We start from the raw sequence: 23,391 nt of genomic DNA on the forward strand, positions 1-23,391 counted from the left end.
AAATAGGGAGAAATCACCAGCGTGAGATAGGCGCCGATGGCATAAAACGCGCCATGGGCAAGATTAACGATGCCGCCAAGCGAGAAGATCAGCGACAACCCAAGCGCTATGAGCAGATAGTAGACCCCATCAAGCAGGCCGTTAAGGATTTGTTGCGCTAGCAAGATGGCGGACATGGCTCAAGCTCCGCGACCGGCGCGCGCCGCGCGCCAGGGAGAGGACGGACGAAGATCGTAATGGAATAGCGGAGAGAAATCGCGTCTCTCCAAAAAATCCGGAAAGACGCCTTTTTGTCAAGCGTGAGTACCCGAACCGGGTTCTACTTTCGCAACTGTGCGAGAGGAGGTTCGATCAGGTCGGAAACGTGCAACTGTTTTCTTCCTTGGTGGCCGCGATCACTTCGAGCTCTTCGTTCGGCCCGGGCACAGGTGCACTCGAGGTGAAGATATCCCACTGATTCTTGATCTTGTCGGCCGGCAGCGCCGTCACCGCGTACATTTCATGCATCAGCTGATGATCCGAAGCACGGAAATAACCCGGGCGGGTTTTGAGCAGGTCGAATTTCGCGCCCTTCTCAAAATGCTCGATGATCTTGGTCGAGTCGGTCGATTTAAGTTCATTGACCGTCTGCGCCACGATCTTGGTGGCGATGTAGTCGCCCCACGCCTGGTTTTCGGGCGGCTTGGAATATTTCTTGGTGAAGGCCGCCACGAAGGCCTTGCTGCCGGGGGTGTCCAGCAGATGATGCCAGACCACCGGCCACGTGCCGACGAAATTCCCCTTGCCAGCCGCCCATGCCAGGGCGGTGTCGAAGCCGAAGCCTCCGACCGGGAAGGTAAGGCCGAATTCGGCATACTGCTTCAGAAAGTTGGTGATCTGGTTGCCCGCGAGATTGATCACGACCAGATCGGGCTTGGCCTCGCGGATCTTCAAAAGGTACGCCGAGAAGTCGGTGGCGTCGGTCGGGACCAGATCGTCGCCGGCGAAATTGCCCCCATTCGCCTCCATGAAGCGCTTCGAAACCTTGAGCAGGTCATGGCCGAACGCGTAATCGGCTGTGAGCGAGTACCACTTCTTGCCCTTGACCAGCCCGTCGCGCAGAAAGGAACGGCCGACAGTCTTGACGTACATCGAATTCTGCGATTCGACATGGAACATGTAGCGCTTGCAGTCCGAGCCCCGCAGCGCATCCGAGTTGCCGCCGGTGTTGATGTACAGGAGCCTATTGCGCTGCGCGACCTGCGCGATGGTCAGACAGGACGCTGACGAGATCTCACCGATAATGCAGGCGACCTTGTCGCGCTCGATCATGCGCTCCGCCTTGGTTGAGGCCGTCTGCGGATTGACGGAATCTTCTTTCAGCAATTCCACCTTGCGGCCCATCATGCCACCCGCGGCATTGATCTCTTCGACGGCGAGATCGGCTGCCATGACCGCGTATTCGCCGAGCGGCCCGAGAAAGCCTGTGCGCGGAGTCAAATGGCCGATCTTGATGACGTCGGCGCTCTGGGCGCGCAGAATCGCAGGCGCCGAAATTCCGGACACCAGCGCAATGCCGCCCGCTGTCTTGAGAAGGCGGCGCCGCGTGAGTCTAATATGATCTGACATCAGTTTTAATCTCCCCTGATACGGCCACATAAACTGCGGCCGTTTGTTCTCGGCACGCATCGTGCCGCGCTCTTGCGGAGCGCTATGGTCGCGCTTGCCGTGATCTGTGATCACAGTTACAGTTGCAAAAGACGAGGCCACTGTCGAGTCCTCTTGCGAGATGCTGGCCGTTCGGAGCTATGCGTTGAATTTGCCTGCCGCGCTAAATCTGATGCAGCCGCTCGATCGTCAGACGTTGGGCGAGCGCGCCTACGCGAAACTTGCCGATCTCCTGATTTCCGGACGGTTGGCGCCGGGCGAGAAACTATCGCTGCGGGCTGCGGCGGACGTGCTTGGGGTCTCGATCATGCCGGTGCGCGAGGCTGTTTCCCGCCTCGTAGCGGACAAGGCCTTGGAGGTAACGCCGAACCGGTCAGTCCGCGTGCCCTTGATGTCCGTCGCGCAATTTCGCGACCTGACGAAGGTGCGGATCGCAATCGAAGGACATGCGGCTGCCGAGGCGGCGCAGCATCGCACCGACAGCGACCTATTCTCGATAGCGCACGCGGAGCAGGCGATGCGAAGCGAAAGCGAACTGCCCGCGCCGGATCTGCCGCGAGCGGTCGAATTCAACAAGCGTTTTCATTTTGCGGTCTATGAAGCGGCGCAGTCGCCGATCCTCTTTGAAATCATCCGTGCGCTTTGGCTCAAAGCCGGGCCCGTGCTCAATCTCGATCTGCGCGCCAATCCTCAGCGGCTCGCAAAGGGCGACGCGATTCGATTTCATGCCGATGTGCGCCTAGCGATCAGTGCCGGCGACGGCTCCGCTGCGCGCCAAGGCATAGCGGCCGATATCAGCAGCGCGGCCGATTTCATTCTGTCGCGCGGCGATCTTGCGGACTGAATTTTCACGGCCTCCTGGAGCAATCATGGATTTAGGATTAAAGGGCTCGCGCGTGCTGGTCACGGCCGGTGGCAACGGTATAGGACTGGCCATTGCCCGCCGTTTCGCGGCCGAAGGTGCAAGGGTCCACACCTGCGATGTCGACCCAACAGCGCTCTCCGCACTGGCGGCGAGTGATCCCACCATCACCTCGACGCCGTGCGATGTGTCCGACCGTTCGGCCGTGGAGAAGTTGTTTGCGGAAGCGCTTGAAAGGCTTGGGGGTCTCGATGTGCTCGTCAACAATGCCGGCATCGCCGGGCCGACATCCAAGATAGAGGACATGCATCCGGACGACTGGGATCGTTGTGTTGCGATATGCCTCACCGGGCAATTCAATTGCACCCGCCTTGCGGTGCCCCACTTACGCAACAGCGAGAATGCATCCATCGTCAACATTTCCTCAGCCGCGGGCAGGCTCGGCTTTGCAATGCGCTCGCCGTACGCTGCGGCAAAATGGGGCGTGATCGGTTTGACAAAATCGCTATCGATCGAGCTTGGGCCGGACAACATCCGCGTCAACGCGATCCTGCCGGGACTTGTCGCGGGTGATCGGCAGCGCAGGGTCCTCGAAGCCAAGGCGCAGCAGCGCGGAATTTCCTACGCCGAGATGGAGCGAACGGCGTTTTCATATACATCGATCAAGGACTACGTCACGCCCGAGCAGATTGCCGACCAGATCCTGTTCATGTCCAGCCCGCGCGGGCGAACGATTTCAGGACAGGCAATCTCGATTTGCGGCGATACCCAGATGCTGGGCTAGCGCAGTGATTTGACGGTCATTACCCACCTTGCCGCGGGCACATCAAGCGAATGTCAAATCCAAAACTCCACCAGAAACTATATTTGCTCGTGGTCCTCGATTCCAACATTCGCAAAGGCGCCCGCTGAAATGGGATGCGAATGTTAAAATCGGACCAATAGACCAGGATAGGGTGGAAGCTCGCAATGATTCCGTGGCTGCTCATCGATTCCGCCGTCGTGCCGGGCGCAGAGGTCGAACTTCGCCTGATGCGAAGAGGCGGTGAATTTTCAATGATGCTGGATGACAACGAGTTGATGAATAGTCGGCTCAGTGGGTCGGAGGAGGCGCTCGCAACGCTCGCCTGCAGGCGAATCGAATCCGTCAAGCATCCCAATATATTGATCGGCGGATTAGGCATGGGCTTTACGTTGCGTGCCGCGCTTGCCGTGCTCGGGCCCGAGGCGCGGATCGTCGTCGCCGAACTCGTGCCCTCCGTCATAGCATGGGCCCGCGGTCCCATGGCGCAACTCTTTGGTGGCAGCCTGAGCGATCCGCGGGCGACCATTCGTGAAGCGGACGCGGTCGATGTCATTCGATCCCGCGATTCGGCCTTCGATGCGATTCTGCTCGACGTCGATAACGGTCCGGAGGCCCTGATCCGAAAAGCGAACAATTCGCTATACGATCTGAAAGGATTGAAAACGATATATCAAGCGCTGCGGCGGAATGGCGTGCTGGCGATATGGTCGTCGGGACCGAACCCCGCATTCACGAAGCGACTGGGCGACGCTGGATTCGAGGTAAACGAGGTCAATGTGCGCGCCACGACCAGGCGCAAAGGTGCGCGCCATCTCATCTGGTTTGCGACAAAGCGTTAGCTTCTTCTTCTGACGGGTTTTCTTCAGGCGAGCGGGCGGCCACTCCGCTCGAAAACGCTCCAGGCCAGCGATCTATTCGCTTTCAGCGCTGGCTGCTCTGGGCAACCATTGCCGCGATCGAATCCGTCCAGTTCCATTCATTGGAGGCAAGCTTGCCGGCAACGACGATCAGAGTTACCGCGAGCAGCAGCCGCAGCGCGGTTTCCGGTACCCGCGTGGCGAGATAGCTGCCGATGACGATACCCGGCAGCGAACCGGCCAACAGCACTGCCATCAGGTGCCAATCGATCGCGCCCAACGCCCAGTGTCCCATTCCCGCTATCAACGTCAACGGCACCGCGTGCGCGATGTCGGAACCGACGATCCGCGCCATCGGCAGTCGGGGATAAAGCAACAGCAGCGCAGTTACGCCCACCGCCCCGGCTCCAACCGATGATATCGAAACCAGCACTCCAAGCGTCGCGCCAACCAGCACGGTAGCGCGCCCGATCGTCGCGTCATCGAGCCGATCGAGCCGCCACTGAAACGACTCCAGAATGGTTTTGCGGAAAATGAGCGAGGCGGCTGTCAGCATCAGCGCAAACGCGAGCACGATATTGACCAAACTGCGCGCGCTTCCGCTGCCGAGGTCGAGGTGCCACAACACCAACAGCGTCACGATGCTGGCCGGGATGCTGCCGCAGGCAAGCCGGAGTACCGCGGGCCAATGGATGCTGCGGGCCCAGCCGTGCACCACGCTGCCTCCGGCCTTGGTGCCGGCGGCGTAAAGCAGATCGGTGCCGACCGCGGTCGAGGGGTGAATGCCAAACAGCAGGATCAACAACGGCGTCATCAGCGAGCCGCCGCCGACGCCGGTCATCCCGACCAGAAGGCCGACGCCGAAACCGGAGGAGACATAAAGTGGATCGACTAACGGCATCGGCCCGCCCCGCAATCACGATTGGTCATCGCAAAGGGATACTCCGTCCCTCCACCTGCGTTCCAAATTAGGTAGGATCATTGTTCCGGGCACGGCAATAGAGCGGACAAAAAAAGAATGATCGTGCGCAGTCGCGGTATTTTGGGGGGCTTTCCTGCCAGAAAGCGGCTAAGGGGCGGAATCAGGGCCTAGCGATGTTCCGAGTTAACCTGGAACTTTCCCAAGGCGTCATGCGATGCGCACTGATTTGATTCAAAATAGCAGCGCGGGATTCCCCGCGCTGCTATCGTCATTTACCGCATGGCATATTCGGTGCCGTTCCTACGCTCGGCCCGGATTACTCAGTTGTAGATTTCAAACAATCCCGCGCCGCCCTGACCGCCGCCGATGCACATGGTCACTACGCCCCATTTCGCTTTACGGCGGCGGCCCTCCTGCAGGATGTGGCCTGTCAGCCGGGCGCCGGTCATTCCAAAGGGGTGACCGATCGCGATCGAGCCGCCGTTGACGTTGTACTTCTCGGGGTCGATGCCGAGTTGATCGCGCGAATACAGGCACTGGCTGGCGAACGCCTCGTTGAGCTCCCACAGATCGATATCGTCGATCTTCAGGCCGTGGCGCTTCAGCAGCTTCGGCACGGCGAATACCGGGCCAATTCCCATTTCATCCGGCTCGCAGCCCGCCGCTGCCCACGCCACAAAGCGGCCGAGCGGATTAAGCCCACGCTTTTCCGCGTCCTTGGCTTCCATCAGCACGACGGCCGCCGCACCATCAGAAAGTTGGCTCGCATTGCCGGCCGTGATGTATTTGCCGGGACCTTTCACCGGCTCCAACTTGGCAAGCCCTTCAAGGGTGGTATCCGGGCGATTGCATTCGTCGCGGTCAACGACATAGTCGACGATGCTTTCCGCCTTTGTCGCCTTGTCGACCACTTTCATCTTGGTTTTCATCGGGACGATTTCGTCCTTGAACTTGTTGGCTTGCTGCGCAGCCGCCATTCGGCGCTGAGACTCCAGTGAGTATTCATCCTGATATTCGCGGCTGACCTTGTAACGCTCCGCGACAATGTCGGCGGTATCGATCATGGCCATGAAAATGTCAGGCGCGGTCTTGAGCAGGTCCGGATCAACCGCCTCCTTGGGCACGCCGCCGCCCGGCACCGAAATGCTTTCGACGCCGCCGGCCACAATGCAATCGGCTCCGTCGGAGCGAATGCTGTTTGCTGCCATCGCGATGGTTTGCAATCCCGAGGAGCAGAAACGATTCACCGAGACGCCGGCGGTTGATTTCGGCATCCCGGCGAGCAGCGCAGCCTGGCGGCCGATATTGGATGCGAGATGCGCGCAATTGCCTAGATAGCAATCCTCGACATAATCCTTGTCCACCTTGGCGCGATCGACCGCATGCTTGATGGCGTGGGCGGCCATCGACATCGGTGGAGTGATGTTGAACCCGCCGCGACCGGATTTCGCCAGCCCGGTGCGGGCATAAGAAACAATGACGGCTTCACGCATTTTGGGGACTCCTTTTGAACTGGCCGATTATGCCTCGCGAAAAGCTGTATTCGTACATAAATTCTGCCGGGGCAATGAAAATACCGCCGTGTGGGCTTCCGCGTGCCGGAATTGCATGTTGGGATGCCAAGAACCGAATCCAACGATCCGTATCGGTCCATGTGCTCACACGATGCGCGAGCGCTTGTCGCCCCAATAGCGGTCGCGTAGCAGCCGCTTGTAGAGCTTTCCGGTCGGCAGTCGCGGCAGCTCGTCCTCGAAATCGATCGAGCGCGGCACTTTCTGGCGCGACAGCGATTGGCTGCAGAATGAAAGCAGTTCCTCGGCGAGATCCGGCCCTGCCAAAACGCCGGGCATCGGCTGCACCACCGCTTTTACCTCCTCGCCCAGATCGGGGTTGGGAACGCCGAACACGGCAGCGTCGGCGATCTTGGGATGGGTGATCAGCAGGTTCTCGCATTCCTGCGGATAGATATTCACCCCGCCGGAGATGATCATGAACGTGGCCCGGTCAGTCAGATAAAGATAACCGTCCTTATCGACGTAGCCGACGTCGCCGACAGTGCTCATCGTGCCATCCGGTGACCGGGCTTCTTTGGTCTTGTTCGGATCGTTGAAGTATTCGAACGGCGTCGCCGTCTTGAACCAGACCGTGCCCGGCGTGCCGACCGGAACTGGCTGCATGTTTTCGTCGAGAATATGAAGATCGCCGAGCAGGACCTTGCCCACGGTGCCGCGGTGCGCCAGCCATTGCTCGCTGTTGCAGGCGGTAAAACCCAACCCTTCAGTGGCCCCGTAATATTCGTGGATGATCGGCCCCCACCATTTGATCATGTCTTCCTTGACCGCCGCAGGGCACGGTGCCGCGGCGTGGATCGCGATCTCCAGCGAGGACAGGTCAGAGCGGCTGCGGGTTTCCTCCGGCAGCTTCAGCATCCGCGAGAACATCGTCGGGACTAATTGGGTGTGAGTGACCCCCCATTGCTCTACCAGCTCGAGATACCGCACCGGATCGAACTGCTCCATAATGATGGCGGTGCCGCCGACGCGGATGGTGAGATTGACCGCGGCCTGCGGCGCTGAATGATACAGTGGCGCCGGCGATAGGTAGATCATGCCTTCGCGATAGTGCCAAAGCTTCTGCAGAAAATCGAAGATCGGCAATTGCTGCGTCGGCGGCTGTTCTGGTAGCGGCCGCAGGATCCCTTTCGGCCGGCCCGTGGTCCCCGACGAATACAACATGGCGGTCCCAATGCATTCATCGGGGATCGGCGTCTTCGGCAACCCACGCGTTGCATCCCGCAGCCCGACGATGTGCTCGCTTTCAGTTTCGCCGTCCGCGACGATGCAGAGTTCGACCTTCGGACATGCCTTCAGCGCTTCGCGCGCGGTGTCGAGTTTGGCCATCGACGTAATGAGGACGCGGGACTGGCTATTATCGACGATGTAGGCGAGCTCACTCGGCGTTAGGTACGAATTCACGCAGGTGAAGTAAAGTCCGGAGCGCTCGCCCGCGCCGCAGGCCTCCAGGTATCGACTGTTGTTCTCCATGAAGATCGCATAATGATCGAGCCGCTTCAGTCCAAGCTTGCGAAGCAGATGCGCGAGGCGATTGCTTCGCGCCTCAAGTTCGGCATAGCTCACGGTTTCTCCGGAGTTCGCCATAATGAAAGCGGGCTGAAGCGGACGAAGGCGTGCGTGCGTCCCGGTATACATTGATCTGTCGATCCTCTCATGCAGCCAGAACAAGAATCTCGCGCACCTGGCCGGGGTTGTCGATCTTGCGCGGATTGCGCGGCACCCACGGTGTTGCCATTGCCTGTTCGGCGATGCGGTCGAACGACTCGGGACCAATCCGTATATCTTGCAGGCTTCGAGGCATTCCGAGCGCGCGGATGAAATCGTCCAGCACATCACCGGCGTCTCTGCCGGGCTGCCCCATAGCCGCGGACACCAGTTCCTGGCGTTTCGCATTGGCTGATTTGTTCCAGCGCAGCACGGCCGGCAGCATCACGCATGATGTGTAGCCGTGTGGCACGTCGTGCATGGCGCCGAGCACATAGCCGATGCCATGGCTTGCGCCCATCGGCACGCCCGCCGCCAATGGGCCCATCGAGAGCCATGCGCCGATCTGACACTCCAACCGCGCATCGAGATCCCCCGCGTTCGCTTTCACCCGCGGCAACCCCTGCGCCAGCATCGACAGTCCCTTCAGCGCGTGGGCGTCGGCGTATGGGTGGGCCTCCCGCGAGCACAGGCCTTCGACACAATGGTCGACGGCACGGATGCCGGTTGAAAGCCACAGCCATTCGGGCGTGTGTATAGTGATTGCCGGGTCGAGTATGGCGGCGCGCGCGATCACCAGTTCATGACGCAGCATCTCCTTCACCCTGGTGCGCGTGTTGGTGACCCCGGCAATGGCGCTGAACTCGCCGCCCGCGATCGTTGTGGGCACGCTGATCTGGCGCACCTTCGGAGCGTTCATGACGGGCGCCACACCATTGACCGCTCTGATCCCGTCGATGTCGCTAGCGATGCGAACGTCGTTAGCGAGGCAAAGCTGCACGGCCTTGGCGCCATCGGTAATCGAGCCACCGCCTACCGTGACAATGATATCGGCGCCGGCAGCGCGAGCTTGTTCGGCGGCGGCGACCACCGCTTCACGCGGGGTGTGCGCTGGCATCGCGTCGAAACTTCCGACGTAGCGGCGCCCGAGGCGTTTTCGGATCTTGTCGATCTCGTCGGTATTTCGATTGAGCGTGCCGCTCACCATCAGGAAAGCGCGGCTCAAGTGCAAGCGGTCCAATTGGGCGGCCACTGCCTCGGCGGCGGGTTGTCCAAAAACAACCTCGTCCATGTCGCCAAAAACGACACGCCCGGTGTACACGACAATTAGACTCCCTGGATATTTTGGGACTATTTTGACACCAACTTAGCGGACGTGTCGTACAGAAGGGAACTATAAAATAGCGCGGCGTGCGGCGTGGCCTGAGCGCCTTTTCCCCGCCTGTCTTGGGGCAGTCCCGACTACTCTTCGAAACGCGATTGGTTAATACGACTGACTCATTGAAATAGATGGGCAGCCACAGGGTTCTAACTTATCATCACTCAGAACGGAAACTTTGGAGGCGGGTTTATGAAAGTGCGATTGTTCGCGGCTGCCGTTGCGGCCTGTGGCGTTTTGATTGGCGGATCAGCCTCAGCGCAGGGCGTCAAAATCGGGATTTTGAACGACCAGTCCGGCGTGTACGCGGACTATGGTGGCAAGTGGTCCTTCGAAGCGGCCAAGATGGCGGTCGAGGATTTCGGCGGAAACGTGCTTGGCCACGAGATCCAGGTGATTTCCGCTGACCATCAGAACAAGCCGGACTTGGCCACCGCTATCGCACGACGCTGGTATGAAGTCGAAGGCGTCGACATGATCACCGAACTGACGACGTCCTCGGTCGCGCTCGCGATTCACGATCTTTCCAAGCAGATGAAGAAAATCGACATCGTCGTTGGCGCCGCGACGTCGCGCCTGACCGGCGATGCCTGCCAGCCCTACGGCTTCCACTGGGCGTACGATACCCACGCGCTCGCGGTCGGCACCGGCGGCGCGCTGGTGGAGGCGGGCGGCGACACCTGGTTCTTCATGACCGCGGACTACGCGTTCGGCTACGCGCTCGAAAAGGACACCGGCGATCTCGTCAAGGAAAAGGGCGGCAAGGTCCTGGGTTCGGTTCGCATTCCCCTGAACTCATCGGACTTCTCGTCCTTCCTGCTGCAGGCCCAAAGCTCGAAAGCGAAAATCATCGGGCTCGCCAATGCCGGTCTCGACACCACCAACTCGATCAAGCAGGCTGCCGAATTCGGCATCGTCAAGGGCGGCCAGAAGCTCGCCGGATTGTTGCTGACGCTGGCCGAAGTGCACGGACTTGGGCTCGAGGCGGCGCAAGGCCTGGTTCTGACCGAGGGCTATTACTGGGATCGCGACGATAATAGCCGCGAGTTCGCCAACCGCTTTTTCAAGCGCACCGGGCGTATGCCGAACATGATCCAGGCCGGCACCTACTCGGCGACGCTGCAGTATCTGAAGGCAGTCAAAGCGGCCGGGACCAAGGATACTGAAGCGGTCGCCAACAAGCTCAAGGAGCTGCCGGTGAACGATCAGTTTGCGACAGGCGGCAAGGTGCTGCCGAACGGCCGCATGGTGCATGACCTGTATCTGTTCGAGGTCAAGAAACCATCGGAATCAAAGAAGCCATGGGACTATTACAAGCAGCTCGCGGTGGTGCCGGGCGATAAGGCGTTCTTCACGGCCAAGGAAAGCGGCTGCCCGCTGACGAAGTGATGCTCTCTCGATTTCGGGAATAGAGCGCTTTCAACCGAAGTGGACGCCGGTTCGCGTGAACAAAACGCGTCAGAAGATTAAGCTAGAGCCCGTTTCTGATTTAATTCAGAATCCGATCAGGCTCTAGCCTCGTCTCACGCTGGCGCCGCCATCGACCGGTAGTGTCACCCCGGTAATGAAACTGGCCTCGTCAGAGGCCAGGAAGAGGGCGGCATTGGCAACGTCCCACGCCGTGCCCATCTTCTTGCGCAACGGCACTTTGGCATCGCGCTCGGCCTCGACCTCCGCGCGGGTCTTCCTGAATTCGCGGGCGCGGGTATCGACCGCCATCGGAGTGTTCATGAGACCGGGGAGGATGACATTGGCACGGATGCCATATGAGGCGTTCTGATAGGCGAGTTGTTCGGTGAAAGCGATCATCGCCGATTTGGTTGCCTTGTAAGCGACGTAAGGATAGGTGGTGATCGCCGCCATCGACGAGATATTGATGATGGCACCGCTCATCTGCTGGCGCATGATCGGGATCACCTGCTTGGCGGCAAAGATGCAACTCTTGAGGTTGATCGCTACACAGCGTTCAAGCGCCTCCTCGGTAAAGTCGAGCAGCTCGGCATCGCCACCCGCAAGACTGACGCCGACATTGTTGTGCAGAATGTCAATGCGGCCCCATCGTGCAAGCGCATCTGCCGCCATGGCCTTGAGCTCGGCGGTTTTAGTGACGTCGGCCTTGAACGCGACTGCCGTGCCGCCCTGGACGGCAATCATCTCGACTGTCTCCTGCGCCGAAGCCATGTTGTGATCGACGCATAAGACGCGAGCACCCTCACGGGCAAAGGTCAGCGCCGTCGCGCGTCCATTGCCCATGCCTTCTCCAGGACTTTGTCCGGCGCCCACGACAACGGCGACACGATCTTTCAAGCGCATGTCAGTTCACTCCCGCAATCGGGACTGGTCTTGGGCGTAATAATTCCAAGTGGATTTCTTCATCGGCCCGGACGCGGTCATCGCATTCGTTCAATCATGACACGTTAAACAAATGCCGAACTATTCCGAAAACCGCGCCAACCCAGAGAGCAATCGCCGCGGTCGCCTGAATCCCAAATCCCCGCCGGCGCTTTTCGGGGGCTTGCGAATAGCCGGTCATGTAAAGAATGCGGCCGGCGATCCAGACGAGGCCAATCAGCCCGGCAACGAGGTCACTGACATAGATCGCAAACAGCCAGATCGAAGGCAGGAAGATCGGAATCCACTCCAGCGTGTTCATCTGGACGCGGAACACCCGCTCGAAACCCGGGTCGCCTGATATCGCGGGCGGCTTGATACCGAAGGCAGCGCGCGCCTTCGAAACCCTGAGCGAGGTAAAAAAATAAAGCGCGATCGAAAAGCAGGTCACGAGCGCGGTGAAGTGAAACATTTGAATCTCTCTTGGCTAGCCGACGTCCTCAGTAACCGGTCATCTCCAGATATCCTACCCCTTTGTGGCTACCGGCAAAGCTGATAGGCCCCTCCCAATATGCAACGCTCGTCCCCACCCAACTCTTTGCATTCAGCGGGGCGCATTCGATGTTCAGTCCGAGCGCTGGAATCGCGATGTGCCAAACCATTGGGAGTTTGCGGTTCGCGATCTCAGCAAAACTCTTCGGCATCATCGTGACATCGGCGGATGCGATCTGCCGGCTGGTGCCGTCGGCTAGGATCCAATTGCCTGAAGCATAATTTAGTCCGTCGTTCTGGCGCAGCCGATAGAGCATCAGCTTTTCGCCCGAAATCATATGCAGCGACAGCCAATCCCATCCGCTTTGATCAGGGGCCAGTGGCTGGCTGCTCCATTCGCGATCCATCCAGGCCTGCCCGCGAACTTCAACCGACTTGTTATCGATGCTGACGCGCCCCGAGGCTTTGAAAAAGGGCTGGCTATAGTAATAGGAGGCCTGTTCGCGCAGCGACTTGCGGCTGTAGCCGGCATCACCCTGCAGCACCAGCGCACGATCGGCATCAAGGCGCAGCGCGTAATCGAAATCCGCGCCCGCCGCGTTCAACTCGATCGGCGCGATCTGCTCGGCGCGCATCCCATCGAGCCCGCGCATTCGCCAGGAATCGATCCATGCCTGAAAGGGCGCGGGCTCCGCGCCGGCCTGACCGATGCCGCCGCGCGAAAATTTCTCGCTGTATCGGTGCGTCTCGGCGCGCGTCACCGCGGCGTGACCCATCCATATCTGCTGATTGGCCCAACCTTCGGCTTGCGGGTCCGGCTGCAACGCGTGTCGAAACAAAGTCCATTGTATGCCCAGTGCCGCACCAGAGGTGTCGAGAAGATTAGCGGTCACATACCACCACTCGATGCGAAAATTCGGGTGCGGTCCATGATCTGCCGGAAAAGTAAACTTCCTTCCGGGAACGACTGATGAAAATCCTTCCGCGTCCTCGGCAAGCCCGGCGAAGCCCTGCGCGTGCGCAGCATTGCGGATGACCATCAGAGCCATGGCGCTGCCGACAACGGCACGGCGGGATATCAGCTTGTCACCGCTCATCAGCGAAAATCTTCACCAGCTGTGTTGGTTGCATGCGCGCGAGCTTGAGCACGGGAAGCAGCGCTGCCAAAAGCGCAGCCGCCATCGCAATCGCCAGCAATTCGAGCAACTGCCATGGAAACACATGAAACGGCAGCCGCCAGCCGAACGCTTTCACATTCACCACCGCGATCAGACACCACGCCACCAGCAAACCGAGCGGCAACGCGAGCAGGGTGGTGATCAGTGCAACCGACATGGTCTTGAGAAGTTCGATCGCAGCGAGCTTGCGACGCGTTAGGCCAATCGCCCATAATGGCGCAAGCTGTGGCAATCGTGAGTTACTTAGCGTCAGCAGACTGGTCAGAAGCGCGACGCCGGCTACGCCGAGTGTAAACGCGTTCAGAGCAGCCGTAATCGCAAAGGTGCGGTTGAAAATCCGCTTCGATTCGATTTTCAGCGCCCGCTGATCCATTAGATTGCGGCCATCGAGGCCGAATTTCTGCTGCAGTGACGTCATCAGCGCCGGAATTTTTTCAGGTTCGACCCGGAGCGCCATTCGGGTCATCGGAATGGCAGGAAAACGACGGGTCAGCGCGGCAATGTTGACCGCGATCTGTCCCTTCGGATTGCCGTAGTCCGCATAAATCCCGACAACGTCCAGTTTCCAGTTTCCGTTTGCGGTCGGGACCTCAATCGCATCGCCGATTGCGAGTTTCAGCCGCCGCGCCAATTGTTCGCTGATGAAACCCGCATCCCCCGGGCGAAGCCGGGCCCAGGCGTTTGCGGCCGATTGCAGCAGCGGCCAGTGATCCCGATAGGTGGCATGGTCCGCGATGCCCAGGACTTCGACCGGAGCTCCCTGCATTTGCACCTCGGCTCGCCCGCCTGGAAGGATCGCCTCGACTTCACCCCGCTGACGCAGCCAATCCTTGATGGTTGCAGCCTGCGCGTTATCAGAAGCATTGATGTAGACGTCGGCCGCCAAGCGTCCATCCAGCCAATCTGCAAATGTTCGGCTGAACGTTTCCACCATGGTGCCGACGCCCACATTCACCGCGAGCGCAAGCAGCAAGGCCATCAGCGCCAGCGATAATCCCGAGAGCTGCTGTCGACTATCAGCCCAGAACCAGACCGCAAGGGGGCCACCGGCTCGCCGCTCACCGAATGAAAGCACATGCTCCAGGATGGCGGGCAGGACTAGCGCCGCGCCCAGCAGCAAGGCCGCGAGCACGCCGAATCCCGAGACAAGCGACTCGCCATACCACAACAGCAAGGCGGCGATCGCGAACACCACGAGCGCCAGCCCGGTTTGCAGAATCAGCCAGCGGTGTTGCGCCTGTTGCCATGCATAGGGCTGGGCCGCCGCCAGCACCGGCAGTCGGATCGCCTTCAGGAGACTTGTGGTCGCAGCGATCAGCGCGCCGGCGACACTGATGAGAATGCCGGCAATCCACCATTCGATCTTGAGCGTGAGCTGGCCGGGGATCTGGGCGCCGTAAAGCCCGCGCAGCGACGCCGCAACGTCAGGCAACAGCGACGCGGCGATCAGATAGCCACACACTAGGCCGATCAGCCCTGCGGCTAACGCCAGTGAGACCAGTTCGAGCACCAGCACCGCATTTAGCATGCGAGCGGACACGCCGCACGCCCGCAACGTTCGGAGCATCGGCAGGCGCTGCTCGAACGCAAGGCCGACAGCGGAATTGACGATGAACAGCCCCACCACAAATGACAGCAGGCCAAACGCAGTCAGGTTCAGGTGAAAGCTGTCGGTCAGGCGCTCGAGATCGCTCTCCGCATCCGGCTGCACCAGGCGGAGTTGATCGCCGACAATTTGTTCCAGCGGCGCGCGCTTGCCTTCGGCTTTGCCGATCAAAAGCCTTGAGACCCGATCTGGCATGCCGAGAAGCTGCTGGGCAATCCCAATATCGACCACCAGCACACCGGGCACCAATTGCGGCTGCAGGTGCAGCGGCGGCAGGGCTTTCCCGTCACTTGAAATCGGGATCGCGCCTTCGGCAACGTCGAGATCTGAAAGCACCTCCGGCGACACCAGCGTCTCTCCCGGTCGCATCAGGAACGACTGCAAGTTTTTTCTGCCGATCGCCGGCGCATTTCCCACCTCCGCGGGCAATGTCACGGGCTCGATGCCCAACAATCGGAATGAGCGTCCCTCGATCTGGATCCGGCCCTCAAGCACCGGAGAAACCGGCCAGCCGGCGCGTCGAAGCTCGACAAAGAGCTTTTGCGGGAATGTCGGGCTGTCGCGGCTAACCAGCGTCGCGGTACGCGCGCCGCCGAACGTCGCTGCCGCGCGCTCATAACTATCGCGCGCCTGTTGATTGAGCGCCTGTACGCCGCTCCACAATGCTGTCGCCGAAACCAGACCGACAAGCAGCGTCGCGAGTTGCATCGGATGCCGCCGCCAATGGCTCAACAGCACCGCCAAGATCCAGACGAGGCGCCTCATGTGATCAGACCGGCGTGCAGATTTATTTGCCGATCGAGCATCCCGGCCAGTCGCGCCGAATGCGTCACCATCAGAAAGCCGCAGCCGGTACGCTTCACCAGATCCCGCGTGAGCGCGAGAACCTCATCCGAGGTGGTCTCGTCGAGATTGCCGGTCGGCTCATCGGCAAGCAGAAGCAGCGGCTTTACGGCCAGCGCGCGGCCGATCGCAACCCGCTGCTGTTGGCCGCCGGACAATTGGTCGGGGTAGCGCTTGAGCAAGCCGCCTAACCCGAGCCGCTCGACCAGTTCGCCGTGCCACGCGGCATCGTGTCGGCCGGCGATGCGCGATTGGAACACGAGGTTGTCCAGTACGTTCAGGCTTGGGATCAGGTTGAATTGTTGAAACACCAGACCAACCCGGTCCCGGCGCAACGCCGCCCTTTCAGGGTCGGTGAGATTGGATATGGCGCTATCGGCGATCCTGATCTCGCCCGCGTCGGGACGATCCAGTCCGGCGATCAGATGCAGCAGCGTGCTCTTTCCGCTGCCGGACTCGCCGGATAGCGCGACCCGCTCACCCGACGCGATCTCAAGGTTTACGCCACGCAGCACCGGAACGTCTTCGCCGGCCGAACGGTAGGTCTTTTTCAGGTCGCGGATGCTCAGCACGACTGACTGACCGATTATCAAGCCAAGCGCGGGAATCTCACTGCGGCTTTTGATATTTCAATACGAATTCGTCGACTGGTACCTTTGGACGGAACACTGCTGCATCGCGCGGATCTTCAGGGTGGCGCAGGAAGTCGGCTTCCGCCGCAAGCTTGAATCCGGCCGCCTCGATCTCCTGGCGAAGTGTGCTTTCCTCGATTCGATGGAACGTCTTGGAAACCGACGTGCCTTCTCCCGGTCGCGCCGAATGGTCGGCAATCACGAGAAAGCCGCCAGGCTTGAGCGCGGCGAACATCTTTTTGTTCATTTCGGTCCTGTCCACCGGCATGTAGGTCACATCGTGATAGGCAAAGAAGAAGGTGATCAAATCGAGCCCCTTTGCTTCCGGAGGCAGCGGATCGTCGTAATTCCTGATTACATGCACGACGTTCTTCATGGCCGGGTTCTGAGCGCGGATATCGAATTTGTCTTTCACGCGTTCCATCACCGCTGCCGATTCCTGCGCGTAGACGACGCCGCTGGTACCAACAGCTCGCGCCAGCAGTTCCGTGCTGTAGCCGGCGCCCGCCCCCATATCGAGCACCTTCATGCCCTTTCCGACTCCCGTAAAGGCGAGCATCCTTGCGGGTTGCCGGCGTTGATCGGTTTGCCGGTCGGCATCGCTGCGGTCCGGTGACGCTACCAAGGCTTCAAAATCAGATGGCTTGGCGCCTTCGGCCGATACGGCGTTTCCCGCAAAGATCGCAAGCGAAACAAGAACCCCCAGCATGCCCGGCCGATAGAATGATCTCATGAAATGACCCTCCTGACGCGCAACATAGCAAGCGGCGGTTGAGAGATCACCGCCTCAATCGTGTCGCGACGCAATCGTGATGTGCTGCAGGATGCTTGGGGATGGCTCCAACCTCGTCCATCCCGGAAGGGCTGCGGCCAAATCGCCGTTGCGTCAATGGAGGCGGCGCGGGTAGCATTGAGTCGGCCCGGTCCGAAGGCTGTGGCTGGTTAGGCAGGGGAAGATCATGACCACGCAACCAACGCCCAAAGGTGCCTGGAAGATCACGTTTCTGCTGTTTCTGTTCATGCTGGTCAATTTCGCGGACAAAATAGTGGTCGGCCTTGCCGGGGTGCCGATCATGAGCGAGCTCCAACTTCAACCGGAACAGTTCGGCCTGCTCGGCTCCTCATTTTTCTTTCTGTTCTCGATCTCGGCCATTGTGGTCGGCTTCATTGTCAATCGAATTGCCACCCGCTGGGTACTTCTGGCGTTGGCGGCGATATGGGCGCTGGCGCAATTTCCGATGGTCGGCTCGGTCAGTTTCACGACGCTCCTGATCTGCCGTGTTATCCTTGGAGCCGGGGAGGGGCCAGCGTTCTCGGTCGCTGCCCATTCGGTCTACAAGTGGTTCCCGGACGAGAAGCGGACGTTGCCGACTGCAATTTTGTCGCAGGGGTCTGCCTTCGGCGTGATCCTCGCCGTCCCGGCGCTGAACTGGCTGATCGTCAACCATTCCTGGCACTACGCCTTCGGCGCACTCGGCGTCGTCGGATTGATGTGGGTGGCGGCATGGCTGGTGTGGGGAAAGGAAGGCCCGCTGGTCCAGACCGTTGCGATGGCGGCCGCCGATCCTCGCGTCCCGTATTCGCGACTGCTGACCTCGCGCACCTTCATCGGGTGCTGCGCCGCCACGTTCGGCGCTTATTGGGCGCTGTCGCTTGGGTTGACATGGTTCACGCCGTTCATCGTCAAGGGGCTTGGGTTTTCCCAAAAAGACGCGGGCTGGATTTCGATCCTGCCCTGGGTGTTCGGTGCGACCGTTGTACTGCTTACCGGCTGGATCTCGCAGGTGATGATGGCCCGTGGCGTTTCGACTCGCGGCGCGCGCGGCGTGCTCGGCTCGGCGCCGTTGATCGTGGGCGGATTGATCCTGGGCACTTTGCCCTATGCCGAAGGCGCAGGGTTGCAGATCGCGCTGCTCGTGATCGGCTCGGGGCTTTGCGGTTCAATCTATGTGGTCTGCCCGCCGATGCTGGGCGAATTTACGCCGGTCTCGCAACGCGGCGCCGTCATCGCGATTTACGGTGCGATCTACACACTCGCTGGCATCATCGCGCCATCGGTGATGGGCAGCGTGATCCAGCATGCCGCCGCGCCGCTCGAGGGCTATATGACCGGGTTCACCATCAACGCCGTCATTATGATCTCGTCCGGCTTACTCGGCTTGTTGCTGCTGTGGCCGAATACCGAGCGCGACCGCCTGATCGTCCAGGCACCGCTGGCGAAATTCGCCTGAGGGTCGTCTAGTTCAGGCTGGCCCGCGCGCCGCGCACCAGGCGACCGGGACGCGCGCCGGTGGCGTGGCCATGCCATTGCGTCACCACACCGGAGACGATGGTGGCGTCATAGCCATCGACCTGCTGGAGCAGGCGCCGACCGCCGACCGGCAGGTCGTAATGCACTTTCGGCGGGTGCAGATGCAGGCGGTCATAGTCGATCACGTTCACATCGGCCTTAAAGCCCGGCGCAATAAGGCCCCGATCCGACAAACCGACTGAAAGGGCGGTCTTGCGCGACTGCGCCGCCACCACGAAGGGGATCGACAGTTTCTCGCCGCGTGTGCGGTCGCGCGTCCAGTGCGTCAGGAGATAGGTCGGGAAACTTGCATCGCAGATGATGCCGCAATGAGCGCCGCCGTCGCTCAATCCCGGCACTGCATTCGGATCGCGCAGCATCTCGTGCACGGCGTCGAGATTGCCGTCGGCGTAATTGAGGAACGGCACGTACAGCATGCCGCGGCCTTCATCCGAGAGCATGGCATCATAAGCCAGCTCCTGGGGCTGTCGTCCCTGCCGTCGGGCTTGCGCACCTAACGTATTCTCCGGCGGCTGTTCGTAGTCGGGCGGATTGCCGAGCAAATACATCTTGTCGTAATTAGGCCGGAAGAACAGGGGATCATCGGTGGCGGTTGCCGTCTCGCTCAAGATCGCCGTGCGCACTTCGGGCTGGCGCAGCCGCGCAACTCGGTCGGCAAGCGGCAAACTCGCAATCGCCTTATAGCTCGGATGTGTCTGGAACGGATTGCGTGATAGCTCCAGTCCAAGCAACAGCCCGACCGGGCGCGCCGCAATTTGCGCGGTGATCGATAAGCCCCGCGCGGACGCCTCGCCGATACTGTCGAGCGTTTGGCGCCAGCGCCGCGGCGCATTGTCGTTCTGCGTGATCGAGAACGAAATCGGACAGTTGGTGTTCTCGGCGACCCGCAGCATCATTGGCAGATCTTCATGAAGCGTTGATAGGTCGAGAACGAATTGCAGCACGCTACGCCCGACGCCATGCATCGCGCCGGCAATCGCGGTGAGTTCATCCTCGCCGGCTTTCAGAGTGGGCGTAAAATCGCCGGTCGAGGTGCGGTGGTTGAGCGTACGGGAGGTCGAAAAACCCAACGCGCCGGCGCGGACCGCTTCGCCGGCCAGCGCAGCCATGGCGTAATTGTCTGCGGCGGTCGATGGATCGCGCCGCGCGCCGCGTTCGCCCATCACATACACTCTCAACGCCGCATGCGGCAGTTGCGCGCCGATGTCCACATCGAACCGACGCTGCGACAACCAATCCAAATAGTTCGGGAAGCTTTCCCACGCCCATGGGATTCCCGCGCTCAATACCGGCTCGGGGATGTCCTCGACGCCTTCCATCAGTTGGATCAGCCGTGAGTGATCTTCAGGCCGGCAGGGCGCGAAGCCGACGCCGCAATTACCCATAATCGCCGTGGTGACGCCGTTCTGCGACGAGGGCGTGATTTCCTCGCTCCAGGTGACTTGACCATCGTAGTGGGTGTGAACGTCGACAAAGCCCGGCGTCACCAGTTTGCCGCGGGCATCAATCTCTTCCTTGCCCTTGCCGGCGACGCGCCCGACTTCGACAATGCAGCCGGCGTTGATGGCCACATCCGCCTCGAACAACTCGCCGCCACGCCCGTCCGCGACGTTACCACCGCGGATCACGAGGTCTGGATTGGAGGTCATGACGCTTCGTCCCGGATTTGTTTTTGTCGCCGCATCATGAGTTGTCTCGCGATGCTGTCAACCGCCGGGGACGATGCTCAGGGCTGCAATATTCTTTGATCCGACGCTTCGGAAGTCCTTTGCGGCGCCCGCTCGGTGACCAGTGCCAGCAGAACCGTCAGAATCATGAACACGACGGAAGCGCCAAACACCCATTGCGGCGCGTTCTGGTCCATGATCCATCCGAACAGCAGCGGACTGACAATGCCGCCCAGATTGAAGCCTGTGGAGACGATGCCGAACGCGCGGCCCGCGGCTCCGGCGGGCGCTGCGTTGCGGACGAGCATATCGCGTGAAGGCGCGATTACGCCGCCGAGGAATCCAGCCATGCCCATCGCCGTCGTCAACACCAGTGAAGGCAGATTGACGGCTGCGATCGCAAACACGATCGCGGCGTTGGCAGCAAAGCACGCTGCGGCGACCTGGCCGTGACGCTGGGTGTGATCGGCGAGGAAGCCGCCTGCCAGCACTCCCACGGCGCTAAACCCGAGATACGCAGTCAACGCAATATTGGCCGATGAGAAGGAGGCACCATAGCCGTTCATCAGCGCCACGACGCCGAAATTGCTGATGCCGGCGTTCGACAGGCTGAGCAGCATGAAGAAAACGGTCAGCACGATCAGAGCAGGCGTGATGATGTTTTGTTTGGGCGGGTGCACGCCGTCGACCTTGCGATCGGCGGCGCTGGCGTCGGGAACGCCGACTACGATCAGCAACAGCGCCACGAGCGGTCCGACTGCGCCGGATACGATCAACGCGCCATGGCCGCCGCTGATCGTCACCAGCGCGGCCACGATCGCGGGCGCTACCGCGCCTCCAAGAAAGCCGGCAAAGGTATGGATCGAAAAAGCGCGGCCCATCCGCGCTTCATCCATGTGGGCCGCAAGGATTGCGTAATCCGCTGGATGATAGACGCTGTTGGCAAGCCCCAGCAGCACCGCGCTCGCGATCAGCCACGGGTAGCTCAGGTTTATGCCGAGCATGACCAGCGCAAAGCCGCCGATCGTGAGCCCGGTCAACAGGATTTTGCGGGCGCCGATATGATCCGCCAGATAGCCCATAGGCGCTTGCGTCAGCCCGGAGACGACGGCGAAGACTGTCAGCGCGAAGCCGAGTTCGATGTAGCCGACGCCGAGTTGCGCCTTGAGGAAAGGGAACAGCATCGGCAGCACCAGCAGATGAAAATGGCTGACCCAATGGGCTGTCGAAATGAGCACAAGCGTGCGCAGCGCGCCGTCCGATTTCGTTCGCTGTGGCGTCACCAGAACGTAAGCCATCCCAGAATCGAATCCCGTTTACCCAATCTTCGGCCCGACGAGCCCTGTTGAAAATTAGCGGCTAGGCGTTATTTGTCCATGAATGCTGCTGCATGCCAGCCCTCGCGCACAGAGCGGAACGAGACTTTGACCTGGAGCATTGCGCTATTCCGCCACCCTATATGGGCTCGTCGTCCTCGCCGTGGCGATCGCGTTTGGGCGTCGCAAAATCGCCGTCCTCATAATCGTCATCGTTGAGAACTGGCGCCGGCGCATTGTTTGTTTTCTTCTCATCTTTAGCTGCAGGCTCTTTCCTTTTGCCGGTACTACCCATATCTATCCCCCATGATCGGACGAATCGACGCGTCAGCGGCAAGTCGCCATTGGCAAAATGCGGCGCGGTCAGCTTCGCGGTGGTTAACCCAATTATCCCGTCGAGTTCAGTTTACCGCAGCTAGATCATACTGACCGCAGCTCGAGAATCTTTTCCTGCCTTTTGTCTCGTTGGATGTAAACGAGACCCAACCGGAGCATGACCAGAAATTGATCATGCTCAAACAGCCGATGAAATCGCGTTCCGATTTGATTGGAGCATGATTTGGGAGCCAATATGAAGAAGCCAAAGATCGAAGCCGAAGAACAGCAGCCGAGAAAAGTCATTCGCGCCGACAAGGCGCCGACGACCGGATACTCGTTGGTTGTGGACGGTCATTTCAAGTCGCACCACGACACCGTTGAGGCGGCCGAAGAAGCAGGCATGGCGTTGAAGCACAAATTCCCGATGCTTCAGGTACAAGTTTACGACGCGGCGACCAAGACGCGTTCGATGGTGCAATGGCCGGTGCATGCTTAACTCGCATCCCGCCAAAGCCATCGCCACTGCGTGATGGCTCTGCCACAACCAATCTAAGTCCGTCGCCCACCATTCTGCTGGCCAGCCAACCATGCTGATAGGTCGGGAGCTTTTTCGTCGGACTTCTTTGGCTTGGCGGCGGGCTTCTTCCGAACCATAGCGGCAGGACGTGGCGGTTCAGCGGCTTCGCGAGCGAGCCGCAACGCTTTCAGCCTTGCCATATTGTCGAGCACCGCTTTTGTCGCGGCATCTTGCGCCGACTTGCCAGGTTTGCGCTGGCCGGGCTTGTTGAAGCGGGCGTCAGCCCTGTTGCGATACTCTTTTGTCATTCAAGTCGATTTCCTCTTGGAAGTCTTCTTGCTCGCAGCTTTGCCGCTGGATTCCGCAGGCTTGTCGCGATCCGCCGCTTCTTTTGCCAACCGCAATGCGCGCAGATGCGCCGTCCGTTTGCGTATCGCGAGATCGGCTGCCGCGATATCCGCCATTGCCTTGATGCCTTCGGCGGTCTGGGCGAGCTTGCGGTTCAGCCGTATCTCTTTCAACTCGGCGGCGCTCTTTTCTTCTTCGTCACCCATTATTTGCCTCGAATTCACGGCACGCTGGTACGAGCGGCGACAGTAACGAAGACATCCTATCACGTCTAAAAGCGATAAAACCGCTTCTTTCGGCTT

The 23,391-nt window shown here is 60.2% G+C and carries 23 protein-coding genes; 6 read left to right on the top strand and 17 right to left on the bottom strand.

The genetic code is table 11. The features are described from left to right. Nucleotides 1-176: ABC transporter permease subunit (locus VJV58_RS19185; protein ID WP_414641529.1), on the bottom strand; the 176-nt coding region annotated here is incomplete at its 3' end. A 175-nt stretch (nt 177-351) separates the two neighbouring features. Next, a complete protein-coding gene (locus tag VJV58_RS19190) occupies nt 352-1,608 on the bottom strand; it encodes an ABC transporter substrate-binding protein (RefSeq protein WP_324138946.1) in 1,257 nt (418 codons plus the stop codon). Between the two features lie 184 nt (nt 1,609-1,792). Here VJV58_RS19190 and VJV58_RS19195 point away from each other — a divergent pair, with 184 nt between their 5' ends. The 3 genes from VJV58_RS19195 to VJV58_RS19205 all read left to right on the top strand — a co-directional run bounded on the left by VJV58_RS19195 (nt 1,793) and on the right by VJV58_RS19205 (nt 4,153). Further along, nucleotides 1,793-2,491 (top strand): GntR family transcriptional regulator, encoded by a 699-nt coding sequence (locus VJV58_RS19195; RefSeq protein ID WP_324138947.1) that lies wholly within the window; start codon nt 1,793-1,795, stop codon nt 2,489-2,491. Nucleotides 2,492-2,516: 25 nt separating this feature from the next. Continuing rightward, nucleotides 2,517-3,293, top strand: coding sequence for an SDR family oxidoreductase (locus tag VJV58_RS19200; protein ID WP_324138948.1), 777 nt, complete (start codon nt 2,517-2,519; stop codon nt 3,291-3,293). Nucleotides 3,294-3,478: 185 nt separating this feature from the next. Beyond that, complete coding sequence (locus VJV58_RS19205) at nt 3,479-4,153, top strand: spermidine synthase (RefSeq protein WP_324138949.1); 675 nt, start codon at nt 3,479-3,481, stop codon at nt 4,151-4,153. Nucleotides 4,154-4,235: 82 nt separating this feature from the next. Here VJV58_RS19205 and VJV58_RS19210 read toward each other — a convergent pair whose 3' ends face one another. The 4 genes from VJV58_RS19210 to VJV58_RS19225 all read right to left on the bottom strand — a co-directional run bounded on the left by VJV58_RS19210 (nt 4,236) and on the right by VJV58_RS19225 (nt 9,473). Next, nucleotides 4,236-5,072: a sulfite exporter TauE/SafE family protein gene (locus VJV58_RS19210; RefSeq protein ID WP_324138950.1), complete on the bottom strand. Its 837-nt coding sequence runs from the start codon at nt 5,070-5,072 to the stop codon at nt 4,236-4,238. Between the two features lie 341 nt (nt 5,073-5,413). Continuing rightward, nucleotides 5,414-6,586 carry an acetyl-CoA C-acyltransferase gene (locus tag VJV58_RS19215; protein ID WP_324138951.1) on the bottom strand — a complete coding sequence of 391 codons (1,173 nt, stop codon included), beginning with the start codon at nt 6,584-6,586 and terminating at the stop codon, nt 5,414-5,416. 165 nt (nt 6,587-6,751) lie between these two features. Then, nucleotides 6,752-8,302: an AMP-binding protein gene (locus VJV58_RS19220; RefSeq protein WP_324138952.1), complete on the bottom strand. Its 1,551-nt coding sequence runs from the start codon at nt 8,300-8,302 to the stop codon at nt 6,752-6,754. A 16-nt stretch (nt 8,303-8,318) separates the two neighbouring features. Next, nucleotides 8,319-9,473, bottom strand: coding sequence for an iron-containing alcohol dehydrogenase (locus tag VJV58_RS19225; RefSeq protein ID WP_324138953.1), 1,155 nt, complete (start codon nt 9,471-9,473; stop codon nt 8,319-8,321). A gap of 249 nt (nt 9,474-9,722) precedes the next feature. Between VJV58_RS19225 and VJV58_RS19230 the strand changes: the two genes are divergently transcribed. Continuing rightward, nucleotides 9,723-10,919 (top strand): ABC transporter substrate-binding protein, encoded by a 1,197-nt coding sequence (locus VJV58_RS19230; RefSeq protein ID WP_324138954.1) that lies wholly within the window; start codon nt 9,723-9,725, stop codon nt 10,917-10,919. Nucleotides 10,920-11,042: 123 nt separating this feature from the next. Here the strand turns inward: VJV58_RS19230 and VJV58_RS19235 are convergent, their stop codons facing one another. The 6 genes from VJV58_RS19235 to VJV58_RS19260 all read right to left on the bottom strand — a co-directional run bounded on the left by VJV58_RS19235 (nt 11,043) and on the right by VJV58_RS19260 (nt 17,345). After that, nucleotides 11,043-11,843, bottom strand: coding sequence for an SDR family NAD(P)-dependent oxidoreductase (locus VJV58_RS19235; RefSeq protein ID WP_324138955.1), 801 nt, complete (start codon nt 11,841-11,843; stop codon nt 11,043-11,045). Nucleotides 11,844-11,937: 94 nt separating this feature from the next. Continuing rightward, complete coding sequence (locus VJV58_RS19240; RefSeq protein ID WP_324138956.1) at nt 11,938-12,333, bottom strand: MAPEG family protein; 396 nt, start codon at nt 12,331-12,333, stop codon at nt 11,938-11,940. 28 nt (nt 12,334-12,361) lie between these two features. Further along, nucleotides 12,362-13,450 (bottom strand): lipocalin-like domain-containing protein, encoded by a 1,089-nt coding sequence (locus VJV58_RS19245; protein WP_324138957.1) that lies wholly within the window; start codon nt 13,448-13,450, stop codon nt 12,362-12,364. Further along, nucleotides 13,440-15,902, bottom strand: coding sequence for an FtsX-like permease family protein (locus VJV58_RS19250; protein WP_324138958.1), 2,463 nt, complete (start codon nt 15,900-15,902; stop codon nt 13,440-13,442). The genes VJV58_RS19245 and VJV58_RS19250 overlap by 11 nt, the downstream gene beginning before the upstream one ends. Then, a complete protein-coding gene (locus VJV58_RS19255; RefSeq protein WP_324138959.1) occupies nt 15,899-16,552 on the bottom strand; it encodes an ABC transporter ATP-binding protein in 654 nt (217 codons plus the stop codon). Before VJV58_RS19255 ends, VJV58_RS19250 begins: the two co-directional genes overlap by 4 nt. Before the next feature lie 37 nt (nt 16,553-16,589). Further along, nucleotides 16,590-17,345, bottom strand: a complete 756-nt coding sequence (locus tag VJV58_RS19260) for a class I SAM-dependent methyltransferase (protein ID WP_324138960.1) — start codon at nt 17,343-17,345, stop codon at nt 16,590-16,592. 226 nt (nt 17,346-17,571) lie between these two features. Between VJV58_RS19260 and VJV58_RS19265 the strand changes: the two genes are divergently transcribed. Continuing rightward, entirely contained in the window at nt 17,572-18,843 is a 1,272-nt protein-coding gene (locus tag VJV58_RS19265; protein WP_324138961.1) for an MFS transporter, read from the top strand. A 7-nt stretch (nt 18,844-18,850) separates the two neighbouring features. Here the strand turns inward: VJV58_RS19265 and VJV58_RS19270 are convergent, their stop codons facing one another. The 3 genes from VJV58_RS19270 to VJV58_RS19280 form a co-directional block, all read right to left on the bottom strand. After that, nucleotides 18,851-20,572 (bottom strand): N-acyl-D-amino-acid deacylase family protein, encoded by a 1,722-nt coding sequence (locus VJV58_RS19270; protein WP_324138962.1) that lies wholly within the window; start codon nt 20,570-20,572, stop codon nt 18,851-18,853. Nucleotides 20,573-20,649: 77 nt separating this feature from the next. Continuing rightward, the gene (locus VJV58_RS19275; RefSeq protein WP_324138963.1) at nt 20,650-21,888 is read right to left on the bottom strand and encodes an MFS transporter; all 1,239 of its coding nucleotides are present in this window, start codon (nt 21,886-21,888) and stop codon (nt 20,650-20,652) included. A 157-nt stretch (nt 21,889-22,045) separates the two neighbouring features. After that, a complete protein-coding gene (locus tag VJV58_RS19280; RefSeq protein ID WP_324138964.1) occupies nt 22,046-22,201 on the bottom strand; it encodes a hypothetical protein in 156 nt (51 codons plus the stop codon). A gap of 276 nt (nt 22,202-22,477) precedes the next feature. Between VJV58_RS19280 and VJV58_RS19285 the strand changes: the two genes are divergently transcribed. Continuing rightward, on the top strand, nt 22,478-22,720 hold the full coding sequence (locus VJV58_RS19285; protein WP_324138965.1) for a hypothetical protein: 243 nt from the start codon (nt 22,478-22,480) through the stop codon (nt 22,718-22,720). Between the two features lie 53 nt (nt 22,721-22,773). Here VJV58_RS19285 and VJV58_RS19290 read toward each other — a convergent pair whose 3' ends face one another. After that, nucleotides 22,774-23,049 carry a hypothetical protein gene (locus VJV58_RS19290; protein WP_324138966.1) on the bottom strand — a complete coding sequence of 92 codons (276 nt, stop codon included), beginning with the start codon at nt 23,047-23,049 and terminating at the stop codon, nt 22,774-22,776. Further along, a complete protein-coding gene (locus tag VJV58_RS19295; protein WP_324138967.1) occupies nt 23,050-23,295 on the bottom strand; it encodes a transcriptional regulator in 246 nt (81 codons plus the stop codon). It lies immediately after the preceding gene. Nucleotides 23,296-23,391 lie beyond the last annotated feature (96 nt).

The sequence above is a fragment of the Bradyrhizobium sp. genome, assembly GCF_035273305.1.
Lineage (GTDB): Bacteria > Pseudomonadota > Alphaproteobacteria > Rhizobiales > Xanthobacteraceae > Bradyrhizobium.

Excerpts from the sequence above, each read along its gene's own strand:
- VJV58_RS19190 (WP_324138946.1), bottom strand. The coding sequence starts at position 1,608 with ATGTCAGATCATATTAGACTCACGCGGCGCCGCCTTCTCAAGACAGCG.
- VJV58_RS19200 (WP_324138948.1), top strand. The coding sequence starts at position 2,517 with ATGGATTTAGGATTAAAGGGCTCGCGCGTGCTGGTCACGGCCGGTGGC.
- VJV58_RS19205 (WP_324138949.1), top strand. The coding sequence starts at position 3,479 with ATGATTCCGTGGCTGCTCATCGATTCCGCCGTCGTGCCGGGCGCAGAG.
- VJV58_RS19210 (WP_324138950.1), bottom strand. The coding sequence starts at position 5,072 with ATGCCGTTAGTCGATCCACTTTATGTCTCCTCCGGTTTCGGCGTCGGC.
- VJV58_RS19215 (WP_324138951.1), bottom strand. The coding sequence starts at position 6,586 with ATGCGTGAAGCCGTCATTGTTTCTTATGCCCGCACCGGGCTGGCGAAA.
- VJV58_RS19220 (WP_324138952.1), bottom strand. The coding sequence starts at position 8,302 with ATGTATACCGGGACGCACGCACGCCTTCGTCCGCTTCAGCCCGCTTTC.
- VJV58_RS19230 (WP_324138954.1), top strand. The coding sequence starts at position 9,723 with ATGAAAGTGCGATTGTTCGCGGCTGCCGTTGCGGCCTGTGGCGTTTTG.
- VJV58_RS19235 (WP_324138955.1), bottom strand. The coding sequence starts at position 11,843 with ATGCGCTTGAAAGATCGTGTCGCCGTTGTCGTGGGCGCCGGACAAAGT.
- VJV58_RS19240 (WP_324138956.1), bottom strand. The coding sequence starts at position 12,333 with ATGTTTCACTTCACCGCGCTCGTGACCTGCTTTTCGATCGCGCTTTAT.
- VJV58_RS19245 (WP_324138957.1), bottom strand. The coding sequence starts at position 13,450 with ATGAGCGGTGACAAGCTGATATCCCGCCGTGCCGTTGTCGGCAGCGCC.
- VJV58_RS19250 (WP_324138958.1), bottom strand. The coding sequence starts at position 15,902 with ATGAGGCGCCTCGTCTGGATCTTGGCGGTGCTGTTGAGCCATTGGCGG.
- VJV58_RS19260 (WP_324138960.1), bottom strand. The coding sequence starts at position 17,345 with ATGAGATCATTCTATCGGCCGGGCATGCTGGGGGTTCTTGTTTCGCTT.
- VJV58_RS19265 (WP_324138961.1), top strand. The coding sequence starts at position 17,572 with ATGACCACGCAACCAACGCCCAAAGGTGCCTGGAAGATCACGTTTCTG.
- VJV58_RS19270 (WP_324138962.1), bottom strand. The coding sequence starts at position 20,572 with ATGACCTCCAATCCAGACCTCGTGATCCGCGGTGGTAACGTCGCGGAC.
- VJV58_RS19275 (WP_324138963.1), bottom strand. The coding sequence starts at position 21,888 with ATGGCTTACGTTCTGGTGACGCCACAGCGAACGAAATCGGACGGCGCG.
- VJV58_RS19280 (WP_324138964.1), bottom strand. The coding sequence starts at position 22,201 with ATGGGTAGTACCGGCAAAAGGAAAGAGCCTGCAGCTAAAGATGAGAAG.
- VJV58_RS19285 (WP_324138965.1), top strand. The coding sequence starts at position 22,478 with ATGAAGAAGCCAAAGATCGAAGCCGAAGAACAGCAGCCGAGAAAAGTC.
- VJV58_RS19290 (WP_324138966.1), bottom strand. The coding sequence starts at position 23,049 with ATGACAAAAGAGTATCGCAACAGGGCTGACGCCCGCTTCAACAAGCCC.
- VJV58_RS19295 (WP_324138967.1), bottom strand. The coding sequence starts at position 23,295 with ATGGGTGACGAAGAAGAAAAGAGCGCCGCCGAGTTGAAAGAGATACGG.